Below are 20,690 nucleotides of genomic sequence, written 5' to 3'. Positions count from 1 at the left end.
AAACCGCTGCGCACTTTTCCTGGAATTGCTTTAGGCAATCTCGCGCAGGCGCTCGGCCATTTGCAGGTCGACGGAGACGAGTTGGGAGACGCCCTGTTCGGCCATGGTGACGCCGAAGAGGCGGTTCATGCGGGCCATGGTGATCGGATTGTGGGTGATGATGACGAAGCGGGTTTCGGTGGAGGCCGCCATTTCGTCCATCAGATTGCAGTAACGCTCGACATTGTGGTCGTCGAGCGGCGCGTCCACTTCGTCGAGCACGCAGATCGGCGCCGGATTGGTGAGGAAGACGGCGAAGATCAGCGCCATTGCCGTCAGCGCCTGCTCGCCGCCCGAGAGCAGCGTCATGGTCTGCGGCTTCTTGCCGGGCGGACGGGCGAGGATTTCCAGGCCGGCTTCCAGCGGATCGTCGGATTCGATCAGCTGCAGCTCGGCGGTGCCGCCGCCGAAAAGATGGGTGAACAGCCGCTGGAACTGGGCGTTGACGATGTCGAATGCGGCGATCAGCCGTTCGCGGCCCTCGCGGTTGAGGCTCTGGATGGCGCCGCGCAGCTTGCGGATCGCATCGATGACATCGTCGCGTTCCTTGATCAAGGCTTCGAGCTTCTCGCTCAGCTCCTTCTGCTCCTCGTCGGCGCGCAGGTTGACAGCACCCAGCCGCTCGCGCTCGATCCTCAGGCGTTCCAGCTCGCGCTCGACTTCGCGCGGATCGGGAAGCGCCTGCATGGTCGGGCGCCCGGTCAGCTGCAGCGCCTCGTGCGGCGCGACGTTCAGGACCTCGCGGATGCGGCCTTCGCTTTCCTGCCGCTTCTCGCGGGCGGAGACCAGGCGCTCCTCGGCGCGGCCGCGGCGTTCACGGCATTCGGCAAGTTCCGACAGCGCCGTCGTCGCCTTTTGGTCGGCCTCGCGCTGGATGCGTTCGGCCTCAGCCAACAGATCGCTGGCCTGGCGACGCGCCTCCTCGGCCTTCTGCAATTCGCTGAGCAAGGCGCGGCGCTTGTCGTCGAATTCATCCGGCGCCAGTTCGAGCTCGGCTGCCTCCTCGCGCGCCTCTTCCTCGCGTTCGCGCAGGGTGGCGACATGGTCTTCGGCGCTTGCCGCCCGCTGGCGCCAGGTGTCGCGCTCCTGGCCGATTGCCATGATGCGGCGCTGGCGGGCTTCGTTTTCCCGCGCCAGGCTTTCATGGCGGGCGCGGCTTTCGGCCAGCGCACCGCGATCGGTCGCAACTTCCGCCTGCTGGAACCGCAGCCGCTCGTCGATCGCCGTCAGATCAGGCGCGTCCTCCAGCTCGATGCGGGCATTCTCTTCCTGGATAGCGATCTCCGCCAGCTGCGCGCGCAGCTGGCTGGCGGCCTCGCTGACGACATCGCGGCGGCGGATGAGGTCGCCGGAAGCACGCTCGGCGGCGGCAAGCGCATCGCGCGCTTCGGCGAGATGACGCGCCGACAGGCGGCTCATGTCGCGCGCCTCGGCAAGCCGGCGCTCCTCGGCGCGGATCGCTTCGGCGGCGGCCGCCTGCCGCTCTTCGGCTTCGGCAAGCACGTCGCGGGCAAGGGCTGCTTCGCTTTCGAGTTCGGCCAGGCGGTTCTTCTGGGCAAGGCGGAGCGCCGCAGCACTTGGGGCGTCGGCACCGGTGACGTGGCCGTCCCAGCGATAGACCGCACCCTCTTTCGTCACCAGCCGCTGGCCGGGCTTCAGCGCCGCCATCAGCGACTGCGCCTCCGCTTCCGCAACCAGGCCGATCTGGCGCAGGCGGCGGGTGAGTGCCGCCGGGGCGCGGACATGATCGAGCAGCAGCGCAACACCGGATGGAAGGGCGGGATCGCCAGAACCATCGCCATTGTCCGACCAGTGGGCCGGCGCCTCGGCATCGAGCGGCGATTCCAGATCGTCGCCGAGGGCGGCACCGAGTGCCGTCTCGAAGCCGCGATCGACCTTCAGTTCGTCGGCAACCGGCGGAAATTTGCCGGCGGCGGCACCGGCGGCGAGCATGCGGGAAATGGTGCGGGCCTCGGTCTCCAGCGCATTCAGGCTCGAGCGGGCCTGATCGACCGGCGCGCGCGACAGCGCCTCGGTCTGGCGGGCAACGGCAAGCGCCTGGTCGACCAGCTGAACCGCGGCTTCTGCGTCGGCGACGGCGATCTCGCCAGCCTCGACGATGGCGCGTTTTTCGTCGGGATCGGGCAGGCCGGCGATCTTCTCGCCGACGGCTGACAGTTCCTGGTTTGCCTCATCCATCTGGCGTTCGAGGCGCATCCGGCGGTCGGTGAGATCGCGGATGGCGCGTTCCAGCTGGTTGCGGCCGGCAGCCGCCTCCGCGCGCTCGGCCGTCAGCGCTGTAAAGATGCGCTCGCTGTCGGCAAGCTTTGCCGCCGCCTCCTCGAAGGCCTCGCGGGTTTCCTCGGCATAACGGCCGGAATCGGCAAGGATTTCTGAAATCTCCGCCTCTTCGGCATCGAGCCTCGCCAGGATGACGGCATTGTCAGCCACCAGCCGCTCTTCGCGGCTTATATCCTCCGCAAGCTGGGCGAGACGGCGGGTCAGCTCGTCGCGGCGGCGCAGGATGCGGCCGGCATCCTCCTCCAGCTGGCTTCTGGCGATCTGCAGGCGCTGCAGGGCGGCGGCCGCACGCGCCTCGCCCTCGCGCAGTTCCGGCAGTTTCAGGCTGGCGATGCCCTGGTTCTTCGCCGCCTCCATCTGCATCTGCGCCTTTTCGGCGACGACTGAGGTCGCCTGGTTCAGCGCGCTGTCGGCCTCGGCCTCGGCTTCCTTGGCCTGCACCCAGCGGATATGCAGCAGCATTGCCTCGCGGGCGCGGATATCGGCAGACAGCGTCTTGAAGCGGTTTGCCTGGCGGGCCTGGCGCTTCAGGCTTTCGATCTGGCTTTCGAGCTGCGAGGTGACGTCGTCGAGACGCTCGAGATTGCCTTCGGCGGCGCGCAGCCGCAGTTCGGCCTCGTGGCGGCGGGAATGCAGGCCTGAGATGCCGGCCGCCTCTTCGAGCAGCTGGCGGCGGGCCTGCGGCTTGGCCTGGATCAGCTCACCGATACGCCCCTGCCCGACCATAGACGGCGACCGCGCGCCGGTAGAGGCGTCGGCAAACAGCAGCTGCACGTCCTTGGCGCGGCTTTCCTTGCCGTTGATGCGATAGAGCGAACCCTGTTCACGTTCGATGCGGCGGGTGACCTGGATCTCGTCGCTGTCGTTGAAGGCGGCAGGCGCGGTGCGCTCGCCATTGTCGAGATAGAGCGCCACTTCGGCGGTGTTGCGCGCCGGGCGGTTGCCGGAGCCCGAAAAGATCACGTCGTCCATACCGGAGGCGCGCATGTTCTTGTAGGAATTCTCGCCCATCACCCAGCGCAGCGCCTCGACGAGATTCGACTTGCCGCAGCCGTTCGGGCCGACAACGCCGGTCAGTCCGCGCTCGATGATGAATTCCGTCGGCTCGACGAAGGATTTGAAGCCGACCAGGCGCAGCTTGTTGAACTTCATGCAGAAGCTCCGCAGCGCGGGACGGGCTTGTCATGCAGCCACAAAAAAACGGGCGCACGGCTTTCGCCGTCGCCCGTTCTATCGAAACGATCCGGTTCAGAGCAGGCTGTCGATGAGCTTCGACATGGTGTCAACCGGCATGTCTCCAGAGTAGCGCTTGCCATTGATGAGGAAAGTCGGGGTGGCGTTGACGCCGAAATCCTTGGAACCTCTTTCCCGCGTGGCGTTCACTTCATCCAGAAGCTTCTGGTTCGTCAAGCATTTCGTGAAGCTATCCTCAGTAAATCCGGCAAGCTTCGACATCTGCAGCAGTGCGGCGCGGCCGTCATCGGCGGCGGCCCAGATCTGCTGCTGCTTGAACAGCATCGAAACCATCGGGAAATACTGTTCCGGCGTGCTCAACTGTTCCGGATTGGAAGAGCTGCAGCGGGCAAGCATGAAGGCTGCGGCAGCGCGCGGGTCGAAGGGGAATTCGCGGATAATGAACTGCACCTTGCCGCTGTCGACGTACTTCTGCTTGATCGTGTCGAAGGTGGTGTTGTGGAAATGAGCGCAATGCGGGCAGGTCATCGACATATATTCGACGATCTTGACCGGGGCGTCGGCCTTCCCAAGCGCCATTTCCGGCAGCGCGCCGGGCTTCAGCACTGCGGCCATGTCGACATCGCCGTCGGACTGCGGCATTTCGGTCGCCGCTGTGGCCGCCGTCTGCATGGTGTCGACATTGGTGCCATCAGCCATGGTCTTGCCGGAGGACGAAGCATCGGCAGCGTCCTTACTGTCGTTGCAGGCGACAAGCGCAACGGCAGCTGCGGCGATGGCGATACCGCTGAGCAGGCGGCGTTTCGTCAGTTGCATTTCGGACATCTGCATGGATTCCCCATAACTAATGAGATTGACGGCGTGACTGTGCGATATAACGGCTGACGGCCGCTCACAAGCCACGCTTCACCAACTTCCTTCAAAGAATTGTGACCGCGGGAAGACGACTAGACCAAAAATTGCAAGATTGGTCCGTCTGCGAATTTTGCCGATAGATATCGCGGCGGCTGCCAGCCGGTATCGGCTGGTCGATGAAACTCAATTGTCCACCCCGTAACGCGCCGTCAGCTCGGCCAACGGCACGCTATCGCCCTCGTCGCGGCGAAGTTCTTCGAGGCGCCTTTTGGCAAGATAGACATCTTCCAGATCGTCGAGATGCGCGAGGATGGCTTGCCGCACATAGAAGCTCTTGCTGCGGCCGGTACGCCTGGAAAGCTCATTCAGCCGCGCTTCGATATCAGGGGGCAACTGCAAGACCAGCATGATTTTTCTCCCGTCTGCTATATACAAATATGGCATCCGAAGCGTTTTGCCAGTGCCTCTACACCGCCGAGGAAAGTTCAAGAGGGTAGCGTCAAGGTTCGGTGAAGATGTCGAGGATCAGCGTCGTAGCGGCTGCTCGGAGCCCGCAAAGCTCTCGATCATGGCCTCGATGACACGTTCACGATCAAGCACTTCCGCATTGAATGGCAGGCCGACCGGATAACAGAGGGGATCGGATTCGGCGGTATAGACCAACGCTTAGGCGCACTTGCGCGTGAACTGGGCGCGGATCGCCTGGCGGCGTTCTTCGGGCGGCTGATCCTTGGTCTCGGCGAGGAGCTTGCGCATGCGCGGGCTGAGCACCAGGCCGTCAACCGCACTGATCTTTTCAGCACAGGCTTCAGTCAGGCCGCCGGTCTTGGCGTTGCCGGTCAAGTTGGGCGTTTTGCTCATCAGCGTTGATTCCCCCGCTTGCCCATCACCGCTGTCCCCAAGCGCTGGATTGCCTGGCGCAGCTTGTCGTTCTCGATCCCCTCCATCATGCCTTCGAGCTTGCGGGCGGCTTCGCCTTTCAGCGGCGCCGGGGTGCGGGAGCGGCGGATCGGTTGTGAGACCGGCTTCTGGACGATGCGGATCTGGTGGACGGCGGCAAAGCCGAAGAAGCTGTTGATGCGCTGGATGAGTTCGCCCTGGGCATGGGTGAGGAAGAGCGCACGCGCGCCTTCGCAGGCAATGGTCAGCACGCCGGGGCGGAAGCCGCCGACCTCATTGCCGCCGCGGGCCCAGGCGATCTTTTCCGGCCGGGTGCAATCGGCGAAATCCTCGCCGGCGATTTCGCTCCACGAGCCGAGCAGAGCCGTGCTGATGCCGGCGCGCCGGGCAAGAACGGGATCGATCAGCCCGTTCGCCAGCTCGGAGATCTGCTTCACATCTTTGCGTGGATAACTCATCGAAACCCTTCGGCGCCGCCGCCAATTCGCGCTTCAATTCGCATAGGCGACTTGATCGCGCGGCATTGCTTCGCCAAGTATAGGCACTTCCCCCCATCGCGGCAAATCATGACGATCACCACACTCGACACGCCCTCAGCAAAGCCCCTGCTCGACTGGTACGATCGCCACCACCGCGAGCTGCCCTGGCGCGTTTCGCCCGGCATGGCGGCCCGCGGCGTCAAGGCCGATCCCTATCGCGTCTGGCTGTCCGAGGTGATGCTGCAGCAGACGACGGTGCAGGCGGTCAAACCCTATTTCGAGCGGTTTCTGCAGCGCTGGCCCGAGGTGACCGATCTTGCCGCGGCCGAAAACGACGCGGTGATGGCCGCCTGGGCAGGGCTTGGCTATTACGCCCGGGCTCGCAACCTGAAGAAATGCGCCGAAGCGGTGGCGAACGAGCATGGCGGCGTCTTTCCCGATACCGAGGAAGGCCTGAAATCCCTGCCGGGGATTGGCGACTATACGGCCGCGGCCGTCGCGGCAATAGCCTTCAACCGGCAGGCGGCTGTCATGGACGGCAATGTCGAGCGGGTGATCTCCAGGCTTTATGCGATCGCCACACCGCTTCCGGCGGCAAAGCCCGCGATGAGAGAGAAGGTGGCGCTGTTGACGCCCGCCGATCGGCCCGGCGATTTCGCCCAGGCGATGATGGATCTGGGTGCCACGATCTGCACGCCGAAGCGGCCAGCCTGTTCGCTCTGTCCTTTCCCCAGTGCCTGCGAGGCGCTCAAACTTTCCGATCCCGAGCTCTTTCCGGTCAAGGCGGCGAAGAAGGAGAAGCCGGTCAGATATGGCGCGGCCTTCATCGCGGTAACAGGTGATGGCGAGATCCTATTGCGGCGGCGCATCGACAGCGGCCTGCTCGGCGGCATGACCGAGGTGCCGACGACGGCGTGGACGGCACGCATCGACGGCGAGACCTCGGCGAGCGCCGCGCCCTTCGAAGCGGCATGGCAGGCCGCTGGCACCGTCATCCATGTCTTCACCCATTTCGAGCTCAGGCTTTCGATCTGGCGTGCGGCAATCGCTGCCAAGGTCGCAATGAATGACGGATGGTGGGAGCCGGTTACAAATCTTGAAGCCCAGGCCTTGCCGACCATCATGAAAAAAGCGATCGCAGCGGCTATTCCTCTCGCGTTTAAAACATCCAAGGGATGACCATGACCACCGACATAAGACATATCGTTTTCGATATCGGCAAAGTCCTTATTCATTACGATCCGCATCTTCCCTTCAGCCGCCTCATCCCCGATGAGACCGAGCGCAACTGGTTCTTCGCCAATGTCTGCACCCATGACTGGAACATCGAGCAGGATCGCGGCCGCACATGGGCGGAAGCCGAAGCGCTGCTGATCGAACAGCACCCGGCGCGTGAAGAGCATATCCGCGCCTTCCGCAAATATTGGCACGAGATGGTGCCGCACGCCTATGACGACAGCGTCGCGATCATGGAAGGGCTGATCGCCGAGGGGCGTGACGTAACGATGCTCACCAACTTCGCCTCCGACACCTTCCGCGAGGCGCAGGCGCGCTTCCCCTTCCTCAACCTACCGCGCGGCGTCACGGTTTCCGGCGATGTCGGCCTGATCAAGCCCGATATCGCCATCTACGAGACACATACGAAAAGTTTCGGCCTCGATCCCGCTGCGACGATCTTCATCGACGACGCACCGGTCAATGTCGAAGGTGCCAAGGCCTACGGCTGGAATGCGGTGCTGTTTTCGGGGCCCGAGAAGCTGCGCAGCGATCTCACGGCTTACGGATTGAAGGTCTGAGACCGATGGCATTCGACCCCGCAGAAGAGATCGAACGTTTTCACGCCGCCATCAACGCCCTCGATTTTCCCGCCATCGAGGCCTATTTCGCCGAGGACGCCACCTATGTCTCGAACGGCGTCGGCAGCCTTGCCGGCCGCGCCGAGATCATGGCTGCCTTCCGGCGTTATTTCGACGACTATCCCGATCAGACGGCGGAAAATTCGCTGGTGGAAACGTTGACGCCGCTCTCCGGCCGATCGGTCTGGTCGGTGCGCGCCACCCACAGCAAATCAGGCAAGCCGCTGATCCGCGAGGGTGAGGAGACGATCACCTTCAATGCGGAAGGGCGCGTCACGCGGGTCGACGTCACCGATTACCAGGAGTTCTGACTGGAGCAATTCCAGCAAAAGTGTAGAGCGGTTTTGCGTCCGGAATTGCGCACAAACAAAAGAGGACGCCCGGGGCTTGACCCCGGGCGCCTTGGTCCTTCTTCCGCAACTGGAGGGAAACCGGAAGAAGATATCTCGATCTCGCGAAGGCGCTGCTCACTCCGCCTTTGCCAGATCACTGCGGATGACGGACCTGAGATCGTCGATCGGGCGCAGGGACTGCCCGTCTTCGAAATGCCAGAAGGTCCATCCGTTGCATGCATCGAGACCCTGCACCTTGGCGCCGAGACGATGAATAGAGCCGGCCTCGCCGGCTGAAGCGACCGTGCCGTCGGCACGGACGATGGCGCTATAGCGGCGCTTGGCGTCGGTCAGCACCTGGCCGGGTTTGATCAGGCCGCTTTCAACCAGCACGTTGAAGGCGACGCGGACTTCGGCCTTCTTGCCGGTCATGACGGTCAGTTCCGCCTTGCCGAGCGGCTCGACGGCGGCGATGCGGGCCGAGGCCGCATCGATATAATCCTGCTCGCGCTCGATGCCGACGAAATGACGGCCGAGACGCTTGGCGACCGCACCCGTCGTTCCCGAGCCGAAGAAGGGATCGAGCACGATATCGCCGGGCTTGGTCGAGGCCATGATGACGCGCGCAAGCAGCGCTTCCGGCTTCTGCGTCGGATGCGCCTTCTTGCCGTCCTCGCCCTTCAGCCGCTCGCTGCCGTTGCAGATCGGAAAGAGCCAGTCGGAGCGCATCTGCACGTCGTCATTGGCGGCCTTCAGCGCATCGTAGTTGAAGGTATAGCCCTTGGCCTTGGCGCTGGGGCTTGCCCAGATCATCGTCTCATGGGCGTTCTGGAAACGGCGGCCCTTGAAATTCGGCATCGGGTTGGTCTTGCGCCAGATGATGTCGTTGAGGATCCAGAAATTCAGATCCTGCAGCGTGGCGCCGACACGGAAGATATTGTGATAGGAGCCGATCACCCAGATCGAGCCGGTCGGCTTCAGCACACGCCGGCAGGCCAGCAGCCAGGCGCGGGTAAAGGCGTCATAGGCCTCGAAGGAGGCAAACTGATCCCATTCGTCGTCGACCGCATCGACCAGCGACTGGTCGGGACGATGCAGCGTTCCGCCGAGCTGGAGATTATACGGCGGGTCGGCAAAGATGATATCGACGGAGTGGCTGGGCAAAGCTTCAAGGGCGCTGACGCAATCGCCCTTGATGATCGTGTCGACCCAAGAATCCGGCCGGGAATCCGACTTGACGGAAGCCTTGAGGTCGGCAAGCGGAAAAACTGATGCCATTCTGATACTCACTCATACGCTCTACGCTTAACTGTCCGTTATGGTTACGCAACTTAGTTACCAAAGCCTGAAGCGGTGGCCGATTTCGGGAATTTATTCGGGCGGCCGATGAGTGAGCGGCAGACTTTGCCGACGCCGGCCGGCTGCCGAGCGGCGGCAAGAATGCCGCCGCCAGCGATCAGGCGGCGTCGTGAACCCTGCGGCTGTCATCAGGCGCTTCGTCGCGTTCGAACATGCCGTAATCGCGAACGACACTGGCAATCCGCAGGCGATAATCGGCGAAGATGCCGCCGCGTCCGGCCTGCTGCGCTGCCCGGTGCGCCTCGAGATTGCGCCACTGCTTGACGGCTTCCTCATCGCGGAAAAAGGAAAGCGACAGCAGCTTGCCGCGGTTCGTCAGGCTCTCGAAACGCTCGATCGAGATGAAGCCGTCGATCTTTTCGAGCTCAGTGCGCAGCTCGCCGGCGAGATCCAGATATTTGTGGCGTTCACCCATGTAGGGCACGACTTCGAAGATCACGGCGATCATGACTGCACCAGCTTTGCGTGAGGCGCGGAGACATTTTTGAGGAAGATGCGATCCTCCTTCAGGATGAAGCCTTCGCGTCTGGCAAATTCATAATTCTCGCGGCCGAGCGGGTCGGCGGCCAGCCTGGCGCGATAGGCTTCGTAGGCGGCGAAGCTTTCGATATTGTAGACACCGTAAGCCGTCGTTGCCGATCCCTCATGCGGGCCGTAATAGCCGATCAGATCGGCGCCGTTTCGCGGAATCGCCTGGCCCCAGTTGCGGGCATATTCGGCAAACGCCTCCTTCTTGAAGGGGTCGATTTGATAGCGGATGAAGCAGGTGATCATATCGTTTCTCCTTTGCTGTCTCAGTGCTCTCCTGGGCCGTTTTCGCACATTGCCTGACGGCGATGCTTCGGTTACGATCGAACTATGAAGGAAGGTCCTGACATTGCGCAGATCGGCGCGCTCATCGGCGATCCCGCCCGCGCCAACATGCTGGCGGCACTCACCGGCGGCCGGGCGCTGACGGCGACCGAGCTTGCCGGCGTCGGCGGCATCACCGTGCAGACGGCGAGCACGCATCTCGCCAAGCTCGAAGCCGGCGGGCTGCTAACCCAGCGCAAACAGGGCCGCCATCGCTATTTCACGCTGGCCGACGAGGCCGTCGCCCGGCTGATCGAAAGCATGATGGGCTTTGCCGCCGGACGCGGCCATCTGCGTCACCAGCCGGGACCGAAGGAGCCGGCGCTGCGCAAGGCGCGCATCTGCTACGATCACCTTGCCGGCGATTACGGCGTGCGCATGCTCGACAGCCTGATTGCCTCCGGCTCGATCGATGCGGTCGGCGACGGCCTGGCGCTGACGGAAAAGGGTGAAAGCGATCTCGAATGCATCGGCATCGATGTTAGCGACCTCAGATCGTCGCGCCGGCCACTCTGCCGCTCCTGCCTCGACTGGAGCGAAAGACGCGCCCACCTCGCCGGCAGCCTCGGCAAGGCCCTGCTTTCAAGCTTCCTCGACAAAGGCTGGGCGCGGCTCACGGCGGAAAGCCGCTCGATCCTGTTTTCGCCGGAAGGCGATCGGCAGTTCCTGAAGCTTTTTCCGATTGATGGGTAGGTTTGTTACGGATCTGCAAAAGATTCAAGTTCAGCATCCACCTCCCTCACGCACCTGCCCTCTTTTCATCTTCCTGCCGCACATGCGCGCGCAGCGCCGCCAGCGTGAGCGCCAGCGCCGCGTGATTGCTCTCGGCTTCACCGAGCACGCTTTCACCCTCCTTGATCTCGCGCAGCTGCGCACCGTAGAGCGACTCGTCCGCTGTCTGGCGGCCGCGGGCGAGGTGCCAAACCGCATCCGGCCGGACTTCCCGGCACAGGTCGATGGCGTGATTGACGTCGTGTGTGAAGGGTCGCGCCATCAGGAAACCGTGCCCTGACTTGATACTGCTCGGCAGGTAATCGTTAGGACCGTCGAAATCGTTGGGCTCGGCCGGCCGGAGTTGCTTCAACAGAAAGGCACAGGTGATGAAGGCGTCGATCCGGCTGTCGGGCATGTCAGTCTTTTCCAGGGTTTCGATGATGTCCTCGATCGTCATGCAGTCTTCCTCTTCATCCATTCTTTGGCATGCCGCTTGTTCTCCTCCCAAGAGCGGCGGTGGCGTCCTCCTCGATCGCCATCTAGTGCATGAGTTTGCCAAAGGTAGTCCCCGGACTGCGGTTCGTCTGGCATGACGCGGATTTGATGGATGTCGGGCCGTCCTCAACGAAGGCACATCTCTGCCGTCTCGGGAACAGGCTCGCCTGCTGCCAGACCATTCTCTCGGTGCTCGCAAGCTATCGGCGACTTGCCTCTAGCAGCCTTTCTTCCTCATCTTCCTTTCGATCTTGGCTCTCTTGTCGGTGCCATCCCCGGCATGCTTTCCGCCGGTCAGGGCGTTATCCTTCATCGCCTGCAGCTGCGCACAGCTTCGGTGCTTGCCCTTGGCGATAACGTCGGTGGATGTGAAGGCAAACAGCAGCACTACGGCTGCCGCCGGTCGGACGAAAGCTGAAAGCCTCATTGTCCCTCTCCTCTTGCGCATGCATGGTACGCCCCAGACCGTGAAGCAGCAATGAGCCTCGACGAGGCCCCGGCACTCGCGCAGATCCGTCATTCTATCGGCATCGGGGATCCGCTCGACCCACAAAGAGCTCAACTTTTCATCGAAAGCGAAATATCCGCTGCAACCTATTGTTTTCGCGCCGCTAAGCGGCACGCCGCTGAGAAATCATTAAGCATGTTCTGTTACTCTCACCTTCTAAATTAACGAGAGAGCCCTATCATGGCGTCGATCCAGCATAAGATCATCATTGCGAGCATCGCGATTTTCGCCTTGGCGGGCGGCGCGACTGGCGTCGGCATCTGGTCCGCCTCGACCCTCTCCGAAAACAACGCCGACGTTGCCCGATCGGCACAGATCCTGCGCAACCACATGCAGGCCGACATGATGCATGACGCAATGCGCGCGGACGTGCTGGCATCCATGCTGGCGTCCAATCCGGCAGCCGGCATAGACGCTGCCGGGGTGAAGGCGGATCTGGCGGAACACGACGCGTCGTTTCGCGAGATGATTGCTGCCAACAAGGCGCTTGCCGCCGACGAAAAGACCAAAGCGCTGCTTGCCAGCATCGAACCTCCCCTTCTGACCTATGTCGAAAGCGCCAAGAAGATCGTCGATCTGGCGAGCCAGGATCCCTCGGCGGCATTGAAGGCCTTGCCCGAATTCATGCAGCAGTTCTCGACGTTGGAATCGGCCATGGAACAGGCCGGGGATGAGATCACCGCGGCGTCGGACGAAATTTCCAAGCATAGCGCCGACATAAAAGCGTCGGTCGATATTGTTCTGAAAGCACTTCTCGCCGCGGCCGCGCTGTTTGCGCTCGGCCTCTATTTCCTGACCCGCAAGACCGTCACCAAGCCTATCCTTTCGCTTTCCAACGACATGCAAAGGCTCGCCGGTGGTGACACAGCTATTGCCTGCACCGGGATCGGCCGCACCGATGAAATCGGAACGATGGCATCGGCCGTCGAAATCTTCCGCCAGGCAGCGATTGCCAACAAGCAGCTTGAGCAAGACGCCGAGGCAGCCCGATTGCAGGGCGAAGCCGAGCGGGTCACGGCGCGCAAGCAGGCTGACGACGATGCCGCCGAACGGCTGCGGGCGGCGACATCGGGTCTCGCCGCAGGCTTGAAGCGGCTTGCATCCGGCGATCTCGCCTTCCAGATCGACGAGCCCTTCGCCCCCGATTTCGAGGGCCTCCGGCATGATTTCAACATGTCGATCCGCCAGCTCGATCAGACGCTCAGCGCGATCGCAACCGCCATTGCCGCGATCGATGAAGGCACAAGGGAAATCGCATCCGGGGCCGGCGATCTGTCGAAACGAACCGAACAGCAGGCAGCCTCTCTCGAAGAAACCGCCGCAGCGCTCGATCAGATCACCGCCAATGTCTCGAACTCCAGCAAGCGGACCGATGAGGCGCGCACTGAAGCGACCGATGCCAACCGCAACGCCGCCAAGTCTTCCGAAGTCGTGTCGCATGCCGAAGAAGCCATGCGCCGCATCGAGGCTTCGTCCCAGCAGATCTCCAGCATTATCGGCGTGATCGACGAGATCGCCTTCCAGACCAATCTGCTGGCACTGAACGCCGGCGTCGAAGCGGCACGCGCCGGAGACGCGGGCAAGGGTTTTGCGGTGGTGGCGCAGGAAGTGCGCGAGCTCGCCCAGAGATCGGCGCAGGCGGCAAAGGAAATCAAAGGCCACATCCAGAAATCGTCGGTGGAAGTGGAAAGCGGCGTCAAACTGGTTCTCGATACCAGCCAGGTTCTGAAGGCGATCAGCGAGCAGATTGCCCGCATCAATCAGCACATGGATGCCATCGCCGTATCGGCCAGAGAGCAGTCGACCGGCCTTGCCGAAGTCAACACCGCCGTCAACTCCATGGACCAGGTGACCCAGCAGAACGCGGCGATGGTGGAGCAATCCACCGCGGCATCCGGCCAGCTTGCCCAGGAAGCTGCCAAGCTGCGCGAACTGGTTTCCCGGTTCAGGCTTCGGGCGACGGCCTCGACGCCAACTGCAGCGGCACGCCGGGGTGGGCAGCTGGCGGCCTGACGGCTGCTATCTGCTCGCCATTTGTCCATTCCCGCGACGGCGGGGACCTCAGATCATCGCGGCTGCCGCTCTGCCGCTCCTGCCTCGACTGTAACGAAAGGCGGGCTCATCTTGCCGGCAGTCTCGGCGGGTCCCTGCTGTCAAGTTTCTTCGACAAAGGCTGGGCGCGCCGGACGGCGGAAAGTCGCGCCATCATCTTCTCGGCGGAAGGCGGCGGGCAGTCACTGCACTCTTCAGCAGATCTGGCAGCAGAGCCTATCCAAGAGGGCAAGTGATAAATCAGATCAAAGCCCACTACCCCCTCGCCCGCAGCATCGAGGACATGCGGAGCACCCTGATACCAAATAGGTTCGTTTGTAGGTCAAAAAAGGCAAAAGATTCAAACCGTCATTCGAAATACAAATCAAATAATAAATGGTTGCGTTGACTCAAATATGCTACCTGTTGTTTAATGACGACGTCATTAACGGAGGAATGCAAGATGTCCGTCACGTTAAACTCTCCAATATCATGGAAAAACCCATCGGCTGATGACAGCACTATGCTCGACAATCTTCAGCCAAACATCATCAAGGCGCATGTTCGTGAGTTTTTGACTCTAATTTTTCTGCGGTTTGACGATAAGGAAGCTGCGAAAAGCTTCCTTCGGGCAATTTCCACGACGCTGATGAAATCGGCAAAGCAACATTTAATGGAAATTGAAGCATTCAAAGCCAAACCTTCGACGCCGGGAACGCCGTACATTGGGCTTGGCCTTACTGACGAGGGCTATCAAGCCCTCCAAATCGCCCAAAGACCGAGCGATCCGATATTCCGCGCGGGTATGCAAAAATCCGACTTGAATGACCCTGATGTCAGCAGGTGGGATTCTTATTTTCGCCATCCCATTCATGCGGTCGTTTTGGTGGGAGATATGCTCAATGACACCAAGGTCACTGCTCACGATCAGGTGGTAGCCTTGATCCAAGCCTCGCAAGGGGTAACAATCGTCGGGACGCAAGATGGCCTGGGCCTTCACAATGACAATAAAGAAGGTATCGAACACTTTGGCTATGTCGATGGGCGAAGCCAGCCGCTGTTTCTGCTGGAAGACATCGACGCGGAAGAAAACGCGACAGATGGGATTGCGAACTGGGATCCGGCTTTCCCATTAGAACAGGTTATTGTTCCTGATCCAGCAGCGCCCGATCCGGCCGTTCATTTCGGAAGTTACTTCGTATACCGGAAGCTGGAACAAAACGTCCGCCGCTTCAAAAGGCAAGAGCAGAAACTTGCAGATCGCTTGTTCGGATCTGATGACGAAAGGGCCGGCGCCATGGTCGTCGGGCGCTTTGAGGACGGAACGCCGGTCACGATGCAGTCAGAAGACGGAGTTGAGTCACCCGTCCCGAACAACTTCAACTACTTCAGCGACAAGAGCGGCGCGAAGTGTCCCTTTTCAGGGCATATCCGAAAAACCAATCCGCGAGGGTCGGGCGGGTTCGAAAACAGTGCTGGCGAGCGAAAGCACCTCATGGCCCGACGCGGCCAGACCTATGGCGTGCGAACAGATAATCCGAACGATGGCAAGATCGAGAACAAACCGAGTAAATACGTCGGCCTGCTGTTCATGGCGTTCAACAGTGACATAGGCAATCAATTCGAATTCACGCAGAAAAATTGGGCCAACAATCCCGGTTTCCCAGCCGTTCCGGCTGGCTTTCCACCGCCTGGGGTCGATCCGGTCATCGGTCAAACAAAACAAGATGCTGCGCGACCAGATATGGAAGGAGCTGCCATCTGGGGTGATCCCAGCTCCCTCAAGACCGTTGCAACCGTTCCTCAAGCGGTGAAGATGAAGGGAGGCGAATATTTCTTTATGCCGTCCCTCGCGTTTCTGAGCTCGCTTTAAACTTGCCATGACGTCGGCGGGCAATCCTGCCGACGTCATTCCACCGTCATCTCCAGGCGCTCTCATTTTACAGCGCCGCGCACGATGCGCTCGACGAGCATTCGGCTGATGCGGCTTGCGATTGCGCCTTCCGGTTCCCTCCCCATGCGCGTTCGGCAGCGAGCGGGTACCTGCTTGTCGAGGCCGGATGACGGCGACCTACGCCGCTGATCCGGCAGCGACGCCGGAGCCGGTCGCTTGCCGCATCGCAGCCATGCTTGAGATCAGGTTGAGCTTTGGCCGGGCATCGTGTAAAGCCGCAGCATTCCCGGACAAGACCCAGGCTTCCAGCCCAGACTTTCAGCAAGGCGTGAACATATGGACGGCTTCGACCTCATCATCTTCGACTGCGACGGCGTTCTCGTCGATTCGGAAATCATCGCGGCGGAAGTCGAATCAGCGCTGCTGACAGAGGCCGGATATCCGATCGGCGTCGAAGAAATGGGCGAGCGCTTCGCCGGCATGACATGGCGCAACATCCTGCTGCAGATCGAGCGCGAGGCGAGCATCCCGTTTTCGGCCTCGCTGCTCGATAAGTCAGAGAAGATGCTCGACCTCAGGCTGGCGCAGGACGTCCAGGCCATTCCGGGCGTCGAATTCGCCGTCTCCAAGCTGCCGATCAAGCGCTGCATCTGCTCGAATTCGAGCACCAAGCGGCTCGACATGATGCTGACCAAGGTGGGCCTGAAGCCGCTTTTTGCGCCGAACATTTTCTCCGCCAAGGACCTTGGCCCGGACCGCGCCAAGCCGAAGCCCGACATCTTCCTGCATGGCGCAAGCCAGATGGGTGTTTCGCCTGACAAGGTTGTTGTGGTCGAGGATTCCGTGCACGGCGTCCATGCGGCGCGCGCCGCCGGCATGCGCGTCATCGGTTTTACCGGCGCCTCGCACAGCTATCCCGCCCATGCCGATAAATTGACGGATGCCGGCGCCGAAACGGCAATCTCCCGCATGAACGACCTGCCGGGCGTCGTCGCCGCACTGGCGGCCTGGGACAACGTTCTCTAAACGCTTTAGGCCCGCAATCCGCGGGCTGTGTGGAAACCATTTCATGGTTTCTCCCACTGCTGTCCCGTTCGCGCCGATGGTTGCCCCTCACCCTAACCTTACCGGGGTGGAGGCACGTGGCTCGACCCAGGCAGAGGTGGCGGCAGCCGGATGAGGGCCGATGTCAGGTCGAAGCCCGAACTTCCTTTAGCTGCTCTTCTTGGTCTTTGCCGGCTGGGTGTCGAAGCCGACATTGACGCGCACCAGAGCGCCGGAGCCGACCGGCATCTTGATGCCGTCCTTGCGGAAGATGACCTGCGCACCCGGCGTGCCCGGCGGGATCTCGGTCGGGAACTTGGTGACCTCGGAATAAAGCACGGTCTCGCCGTCGAGGACGGAGATGCGGATCGGCAGCGTCACCGGGCCTGGCGTACCGGCCGGGCCGGCAACGAGGCGCAACTGGGCGACAACCGTCATCGTCAGGTTCGTGTCGTTCAGCGTGCACTGGCGGGTGTAATCGCCGAAGGAGGCCTGGAAGACGACCTGCTGCGGATCGTCCTTCTTGCCCTTGGCATAGGTGCGGAAGATCGCGTCCTGGTCACGCATGAAGATCTGCGGGCAGGCGCCCTGGACGACGGGGGCGACCGTGCCCTGCGCCGTCGTGGCGGTGCCGATCGAAGGATTGTTCGAAGAGGGGTTGGCGGGCGCCAGCGGCATGATCTGGGCGGTGCCGTTCGGCTGGGTCGTCGGCGCTGACGACTTGCTGTCGCCGCCTATGCCGAGCGAGTTGCAACCAGTCAGCAGGGCAAGAAAAGATGCGGAGACGATGAGACGCGAGACCTTGCCGAGCACCATATTCCATCCCTTGTACAAGCGTTTCTTGGAGGCCCCATGTCTTTTTCGCGAGGCCTTTCATGACGGTTTGCGATGGTCTATATCAGCGGCGCAAACAAAAATCGATTGGGTAAGCGCCGTTTTGATGCACTTTTCGACGCCGGATGCGGGCAAGTTCAAAAGCATACAAGCAGAGCCCTGCCCGCAGGGCGGCCCCTTTTCGATTTCCGGCCCAGATTTCCGGCAGAGCGGGCCATGGCGCGCCCGGCCGGATTTCCTCCAGCGATAGATCAAGGATGACGAACGTGGACTATATCTCGACCCGCGGCGAGGCCCCTTCCCTCGGCTTTTGCGACGCCCTTTTGACGGGGCTGGCGCGCGATGGCGGGCTCTACGTTCCCTCGAAATGGCCGAGCTTTTCCAAGAAGGAGATCCGGGCGCTCAGGGGCAAGACCTATCAGGAGATCGCCTTCACCATCCTGTCGCCCTTCACCAATGGCGAGATCCCCGACGACACCTTCCGGGCGATGATCGACGAGGCCTATGGCACTTTCCGCCATCCGGCGATCGCGCCGCTCGTCCAGACCGGGCCGAACAGCTTCGTCATGGAGCTTTTCCACGGCACGACGCTCGCCTTCAAGGACGTGGCGATGCAACTGCTTGCCCGGCTGATGGATTATGCGCTCGAGAAGCGCGGCGAGCGGGCGACGATCGTCGGCGCCACCTCGGGCGATACCGGCGGGGCTGCGATCGACGCTTTCGCCGGCCGCGAGCGCACCGACATCTTCATCCTCTTCCCGCACGGCAAGGTCTCGCCGGTGCAGCAGCGGCAGATGACGACCTCGTCGTCACCAAATGTGCATGCGCTTGCCGTCGAGGGCAATTTCGACGATTGCCAGAACCTCGTGAAGGCGATGTTCAACGACGTGGCCTTCCGCGACAAGGTCAGACTGTCAGGGGTCAACTCGATCAACTGGGCGCGGATCATGGCCCAGATCGTCTATTATTTCACGGCGGCGGTGGCACTTGGCGGCCCGGACCGGAAGATCTCGTTCACGGTGCCCACAGGCAATTTCGGCGATATTTTCGCCGGCTACTGCGCCAAGCGCATGGGCCTGCCGATCGACCGGCTGGTGATCGCCACCAACGAGAACGACATTCTGGCGCGGGCGCTGAAGACCGGCCGCTACGATATGAAGGCGGTCAAGGCGACGAGTTCGCCGTCGATGGACATCCAGATCTCCTCGAACTTCGAACGGCTGCTCTTCGAAGCCTATGACCGCGACGCCTCGAAGGTGCGCGCGGCGATGGAAAGCCTCAAGCAATCCAACGGCTTCGAGATCGGTGCGCAAGCGCTGAAGGCGATCCGCCGCGACTTCCGCGCCGGGCGAGCCAGCGAGAAGCAAGTGGCCGAAACGATCCGCCAGACCCATGCCGAGACCGGCTATCTGCTGGATCCGCATTCGGCGATCGGCGTCTTCGTCGCGCAGAAGAAAGAAAAGCCGAATACGCCGATGGTGACGCTTTCGACCGCGCATCCGGCGAAATTCCCCGCCGCCGTAAAATCCGCCTGCGGTATTGACCCGGCGCTTCCGACGTGGCTTGCTGATCTAATGCACAGGGAGGAGCGTTTCCAGATCATCAAACCGGAGCTGAAAGCCGTTGAGACTTTTATCGGCAAGCATGCCCGCGGCGAGACGACAGCAGGCGCAGAAAGATAGCCAATGACAGTTGAGTGCACCCGGCTTAAATCCGGGCTGACAGTAGTCACAGAAACCATGCCGCATCTTGAAAGCGTTGCGCTCGGAGTCTGGATCAAATCGGGATCGCGTAACGAGACGGATAACGAGCACGGCATCGCTCATCTGCTCGAACACATGGCCTTCAAGGGCACGGCGCGCCGCACGGCCCGCCAGATTGCCGAGGAGATCGAGGATGTCGGCGGCGAAGTCAATGCCGCGACCTCGACCGAGACGACCTCCTATTATGCCCGCGTGCTCAAGGACTACGTGCCGCTTGCCGTCGACATCCTCGCCGACATCCTGACGGAATCGGCCTTCGAGGAAGAGGAGCTGGAGCGCGAGAAGCAGGTGATCCTGCAGGAGATCAACGCCGCCAACGACACGCCCGACGACGTGGTGTTCGACCGGTTCTCCGAGGTCGCCTACCGTGACCAGACGCTCGGCCGGGCGATCCTCGGCACGCCGGAGACCGTCGTCTCCTTCACGCCGCAGCAGATCCGTGGCTATCTCAGCCGCAACTACACGACCGACCGCATGTTCGTGGTCGCCACCGGCGCCGTCGAGCATGAAGAATTCCTGCGCATGGTCGAGGATCGTTTCGCGAGCCTGCCGACGGCCCCTTCCGCACCGCCCGTCATGGAACCGGCGCGTTATATCGGCGGCAGCGTGCGCGAACCGCGCGACCTGATGGACGCGCAGATCCTGCTCGGCTTCGAAGGCAAGCCTTACCACGCCCGTGATTTCTACTGCTCGCAGATCCTCGCCAATATCCTTGGCGGCGGCATGTCGTCCAGGCTCTTCCAGGAAGTGCGCGAGTTCCGCGGCCTCTGTTATTCCGTCTATGCCTTCCACTGGGGCTTTTCCGACACCGGCATCTTCGGCATTCATGCCGCGACCGGCGGCGAAAACCTGCCGGAGCTGGTGCCCGTCATCATCGACGAGCTGCACAAATCAGCCGATCAGATCCACCAGAAGGAAATCGAGCGCGCCCGCGCCCAGATCCGCGCCCAGCTGTTGATGGGTGCGGAAAGCCCGGCGGCACGCGCCGGCCAGATCGCAAGGCAGATGATGCTTTACGGCCGGCCGATCTCCAATCCGGAGATGATGGAGCGGCTGGAGGGCATCACCATCGAGCGGCTGACCGACCTCGCCGGCCGGCTGTTCTATGACACGGTGCCGACGCTTTCGGCGATCGGTCCGTTGGAACAGCTCGCGCCGATGGAAGACATCACCGCCTCGCTTTCGGTCCCGGCGTCGAAGACGCTGCAGGCAAGCCGCTGAGCCGACGTCTGTCCTGCCG

At 62.0% G+C, this 20,690-nt stretch carries 20 protein-coding genes; 9 read left to right on the top strand and 11 right to left on the bottom strand.

Annotation, left to right across the window (positions count from 1 at the left end):
* Positions 1-30: 30 nt before the first annotated feature.
* The 5 genes from ACD590_RS03695 to ACD590_RS03675 form a co-directional block, all read right to left on the bottom strand.
* A complete protein-coding gene (locus ACD590_RS03695; RefSeq protein WP_439002165.1) occupies positions 31-3,492 on the bottom strand; it encodes a chromosome segregation SMC family protein in 3,462 nt (1,153 codons plus the stop codon).
* 96 nt (positions 3,493-3,588) lie between these two features.
* The gene (locus ACD590_RS03690; RefSeq protein ID WP_112906128.1) at positions 3,589-4,359 is read right to left on the bottom strand and encodes a DsbA family protein; all 771 of its coding nucleotides are present in this window, start codon (positions 4,357-4,359) and stop codon (positions 3,589-3,591) included.
* A gap of 213 nt (positions 4,360-4,572) precedes the next feature.
* Positions 4,573-4,797 carry a type II toxin-antitoxin system RelB family antitoxin gene (gene relB, locus ACD590_RS03685; protein WP_018245169.1) on the bottom strand — a complete coding sequence of 75 codons (225 nt, stop codon included), beginning with the start codon at positions 4,795-4,797 and terminating at the stop codon, positions 4,573-4,575.
* Between the two features lie 258 nt (positions 4,798-5,055).
* Positions 5,056-5,250, bottom strand: a complete 195-nt coding sequence (locus ACD590_RS03680) for a hypothetical protein (protein ID WP_018245167.1) — start codon at positions 5,248-5,250, stop codon at positions 5,056-5,058.
* Positions 5,250-5,747 carry a DUF721 domain-containing protein gene (locus tag ACD590_RS03675; protein ID WP_018245166.1) on the bottom strand — a complete coding sequence of 166 codons (498 nt, stop codon included), beginning with the start codon at positions 5,745-5,747 and terminating at the stop codon, positions 5,250-5,252. Before ACD590_RS03675 ends, ACD590_RS03680 begins: the two co-directional genes overlap by 1 nt.
* A gap of 108 nt (positions 5,748-5,855) precedes the next feature.
* On the opposite strand from ACD590_RS03675, the gene mutY reads away from it, so the two are divergent.
* The 3 genes from mutY to ACD590_RS03660 are packed head-to-tail and all read left to right on the top strand — an operon-like array spanning position 5,856 to position 7,935.
* Entirely contained in the window at positions 5,856-6,947 is a 1,092-nt protein-coding gene (mutY, locus tag ACD590_RS03670; RefSeq protein WP_439002164.1) for an A/G-specific adenine glycosylase, read from the top strand.
* Between the two features lie 2 nt (positions 6,948-6,949).
* The gene (locus tag ACD590_RS03665) at positions 6,950-7,564 is read left to right on the top strand and encodes an HAD family hydrolase (protein WP_026188650.1); all 615 of its coding nucleotides are present in this window, start codon (positions 6,950-6,952) and stop codon (positions 7,562-7,564) included.
* Positions 7,565-7,569: 5 nt separating this feature from the next.
* Positions 7,570-7,935, top strand: coding sequence for a nuclear transport factor 2 family protein (locus ACD590_RS03660; RefSeq protein ID WP_018245163.1), 366 nt, complete (start codon positions 7,570-7,572; stop codon positions 7,933-7,935).
* 156 nt (positions 7,936-8,091) lie between these two features.
* Here ACD590_RS03660 and ACD590_RS03655 read toward each other — a convergent pair whose 3' ends face one another.
* The 3 genes from ACD590_RS03655 to ACD590_RS03645 form a co-directional block, all read right to left on the bottom strand.
* Complete coding sequence (locus tag ACD590_RS03655; RefSeq protein WP_439002163.1) at positions 8,092-9,234, bottom strand: site-specific DNA-methyltransferase; 1,143 nt, start codon at positions 9,232-9,234, stop codon at positions 8,092-8,094.
* Between the two features lie 178 nt (positions 9,235-9,412).
* Positions 9,413-9,763, bottom strand: a complete 351-nt coding sequence (locus ACD590_RS03650) for an antibiotic biosynthesis monooxygenase family protein (protein WP_018449230.1) — start codon at positions 9,761-9,763, stop codon at positions 9,413-9,415.
* Complete coding sequence (locus ACD590_RS03645) at positions 9,760-10,089, bottom strand: NIPSNAP family protein (RefSeq protein WP_439002162.1); 330 nt, start codon at positions 10,087-10,089, stop codon at positions 9,760-9,762. Before ACD590_RS03645 ends, ACD590_RS03650 begins: the two co-directional genes overlap by 4 nt.
* Before the next feature lie 84 nt (positions 10,090-10,173).
* Here ACD590_RS03645 and ACD590_RS03640 point away from each other — a divergent pair, with 84 nt between their 5' ends.
* Positions 10,174-10,860, top strand: coding sequence for an ArsR/SmtB family transcription factor (locus ACD590_RS03640; RefSeq protein WP_439002161.1), 687 nt, complete (start codon positions 10,174-10,176; stop codon positions 10,858-10,860).
* 46 nt (positions 10,861-10,906) lie between these two features.
* Here the strand turns inward: ACD590_RS03640 and ACD590_RS03635 are convergent, their stop codons facing one another.
* Both ACD590_RS03635 and ACD590_RS03630 read right to left on the bottom strand, forming a co-directional pair.
* The gene (locus tag ACD590_RS03635) at positions 10,907-11,338 is read right to left on the bottom strand and encodes a hypothetical protein (RefSeq protein ID WP_439002160.1); all 432 of its coding nucleotides are present in this window, start codon (positions 11,336-11,338) and stop codon (positions 10,907-10,909) included.
* A gap of 255 nt (positions 11,339-11,593) precedes the next feature.
* On the bottom strand, positions 11,594-11,803 hold the full coding sequence (locus ACD590_RS03630; protein ID WP_003557162.1) for a hypothetical protein: 210 nt from the start codon (positions 11,801-11,803) through the stop codon (positions 11,594-11,596).
* Between the two features lie 261 nt (positions 11,804-12,064).
* Here ACD590_RS03630 and ACD590_RS03625 point away from each other — a divergent pair, with 261 nt between their 5' ends.
* The 3 genes from ACD590_RS03625 to ACD590_RS03615 all read left to right on the top strand — a co-directional run bounded on the left by ACD590_RS03625 (position 12,065) and on the right by ACD590_RS03615 (position 16,835).
* Positions 12,065-13,897 carry a methyl-accepting chemotaxis protein gene (locus ACD590_RS03625; protein ID WP_113541759.1) on the top strand — a complete coding sequence of 611 codons (1,833 nt, stop codon included), beginning with the start codon at positions 12,065-12,067 and terminating at the stop codon, positions 13,895-13,897.
* A gap of 481 nt (positions 13,898-14,378) precedes the next feature.
* Positions 14,379-15,788 (top strand): Dyp-type peroxidase, encoded by a 1,410-nt coding sequence (locus ACD590_RS03620; protein WP_439002159.1) that lies wholly within the window; start codon positions 14,379-14,381, stop codon positions 15,786-15,788.
* Between the two features lie 357 nt (positions 15,789-16,145).
* Complete coding sequence (locus ACD590_RS03615) at positions 16,146-16,835, top strand: HAD family hydrolase (protein ID WP_439002158.1); 690 nt, start codon at positions 16,146-16,148, stop codon at positions 16,833-16,835.
* 186 nt (positions 16,836-17,021) lie between these two features.
* On the opposite strand, the gene ACD590_RS03610 is transcribed toward ACD590_RS03615, so the two are convergent.
* Entirely contained in the window at positions 17,022-17,669 is a 648-nt protein-coding gene (locus ACD590_RS03610) for a hypothetical protein (RefSeq protein WP_018449237.1), read from the bottom strand.
* 275 nt (positions 17,670-17,944) lie between these two features.
* Here ACD590_RS03610 and thrC point away from each other — a divergent pair, with 275 nt between their 5' ends.
* Positions 17,945-19,369 carry a threonine synthase gene (thrC, locus tag ACD590_RS03605; protein WP_112906117.1) on the top strand — a complete coding sequence of 475 codons (1,425 nt, stop codon included), beginning with the start codon at positions 17,945-17,947 and terminating at the stop codon, positions 19,367-19,369.
* A gap of 3 nt (positions 19,370-19,372) precedes the next feature.
* Positions 19,373-20,671: a M16 family metallopeptidase gene (locus tag ACD590_RS03600; protein ID WP_018245152.1), complete on the top strand. Its 1,299-nt coding sequence runs from the start codon at positions 19,373-19,375 to the stop codon at positions 20,669-20,671.
* Positions 20,672-20,690: the final 19 nt, after the last annotated feature.

Origin of the sequence: Rhizobium sp. 862_C5_N1_2, from assembly GCF_051811205.1 — a bacterium.
GTDB classification, from domain to species: Bacteria; Pseudomonadota; Alphaproteobacteria; order Rhizobiales; family Rhizobiaceae; genus Rhizobium; species Rhizobium leguminosarum.
Note: the sequence above shows the minus strand (reverse complement) of the source record. Positions and strands in the feature narration are given on the sequence as shown.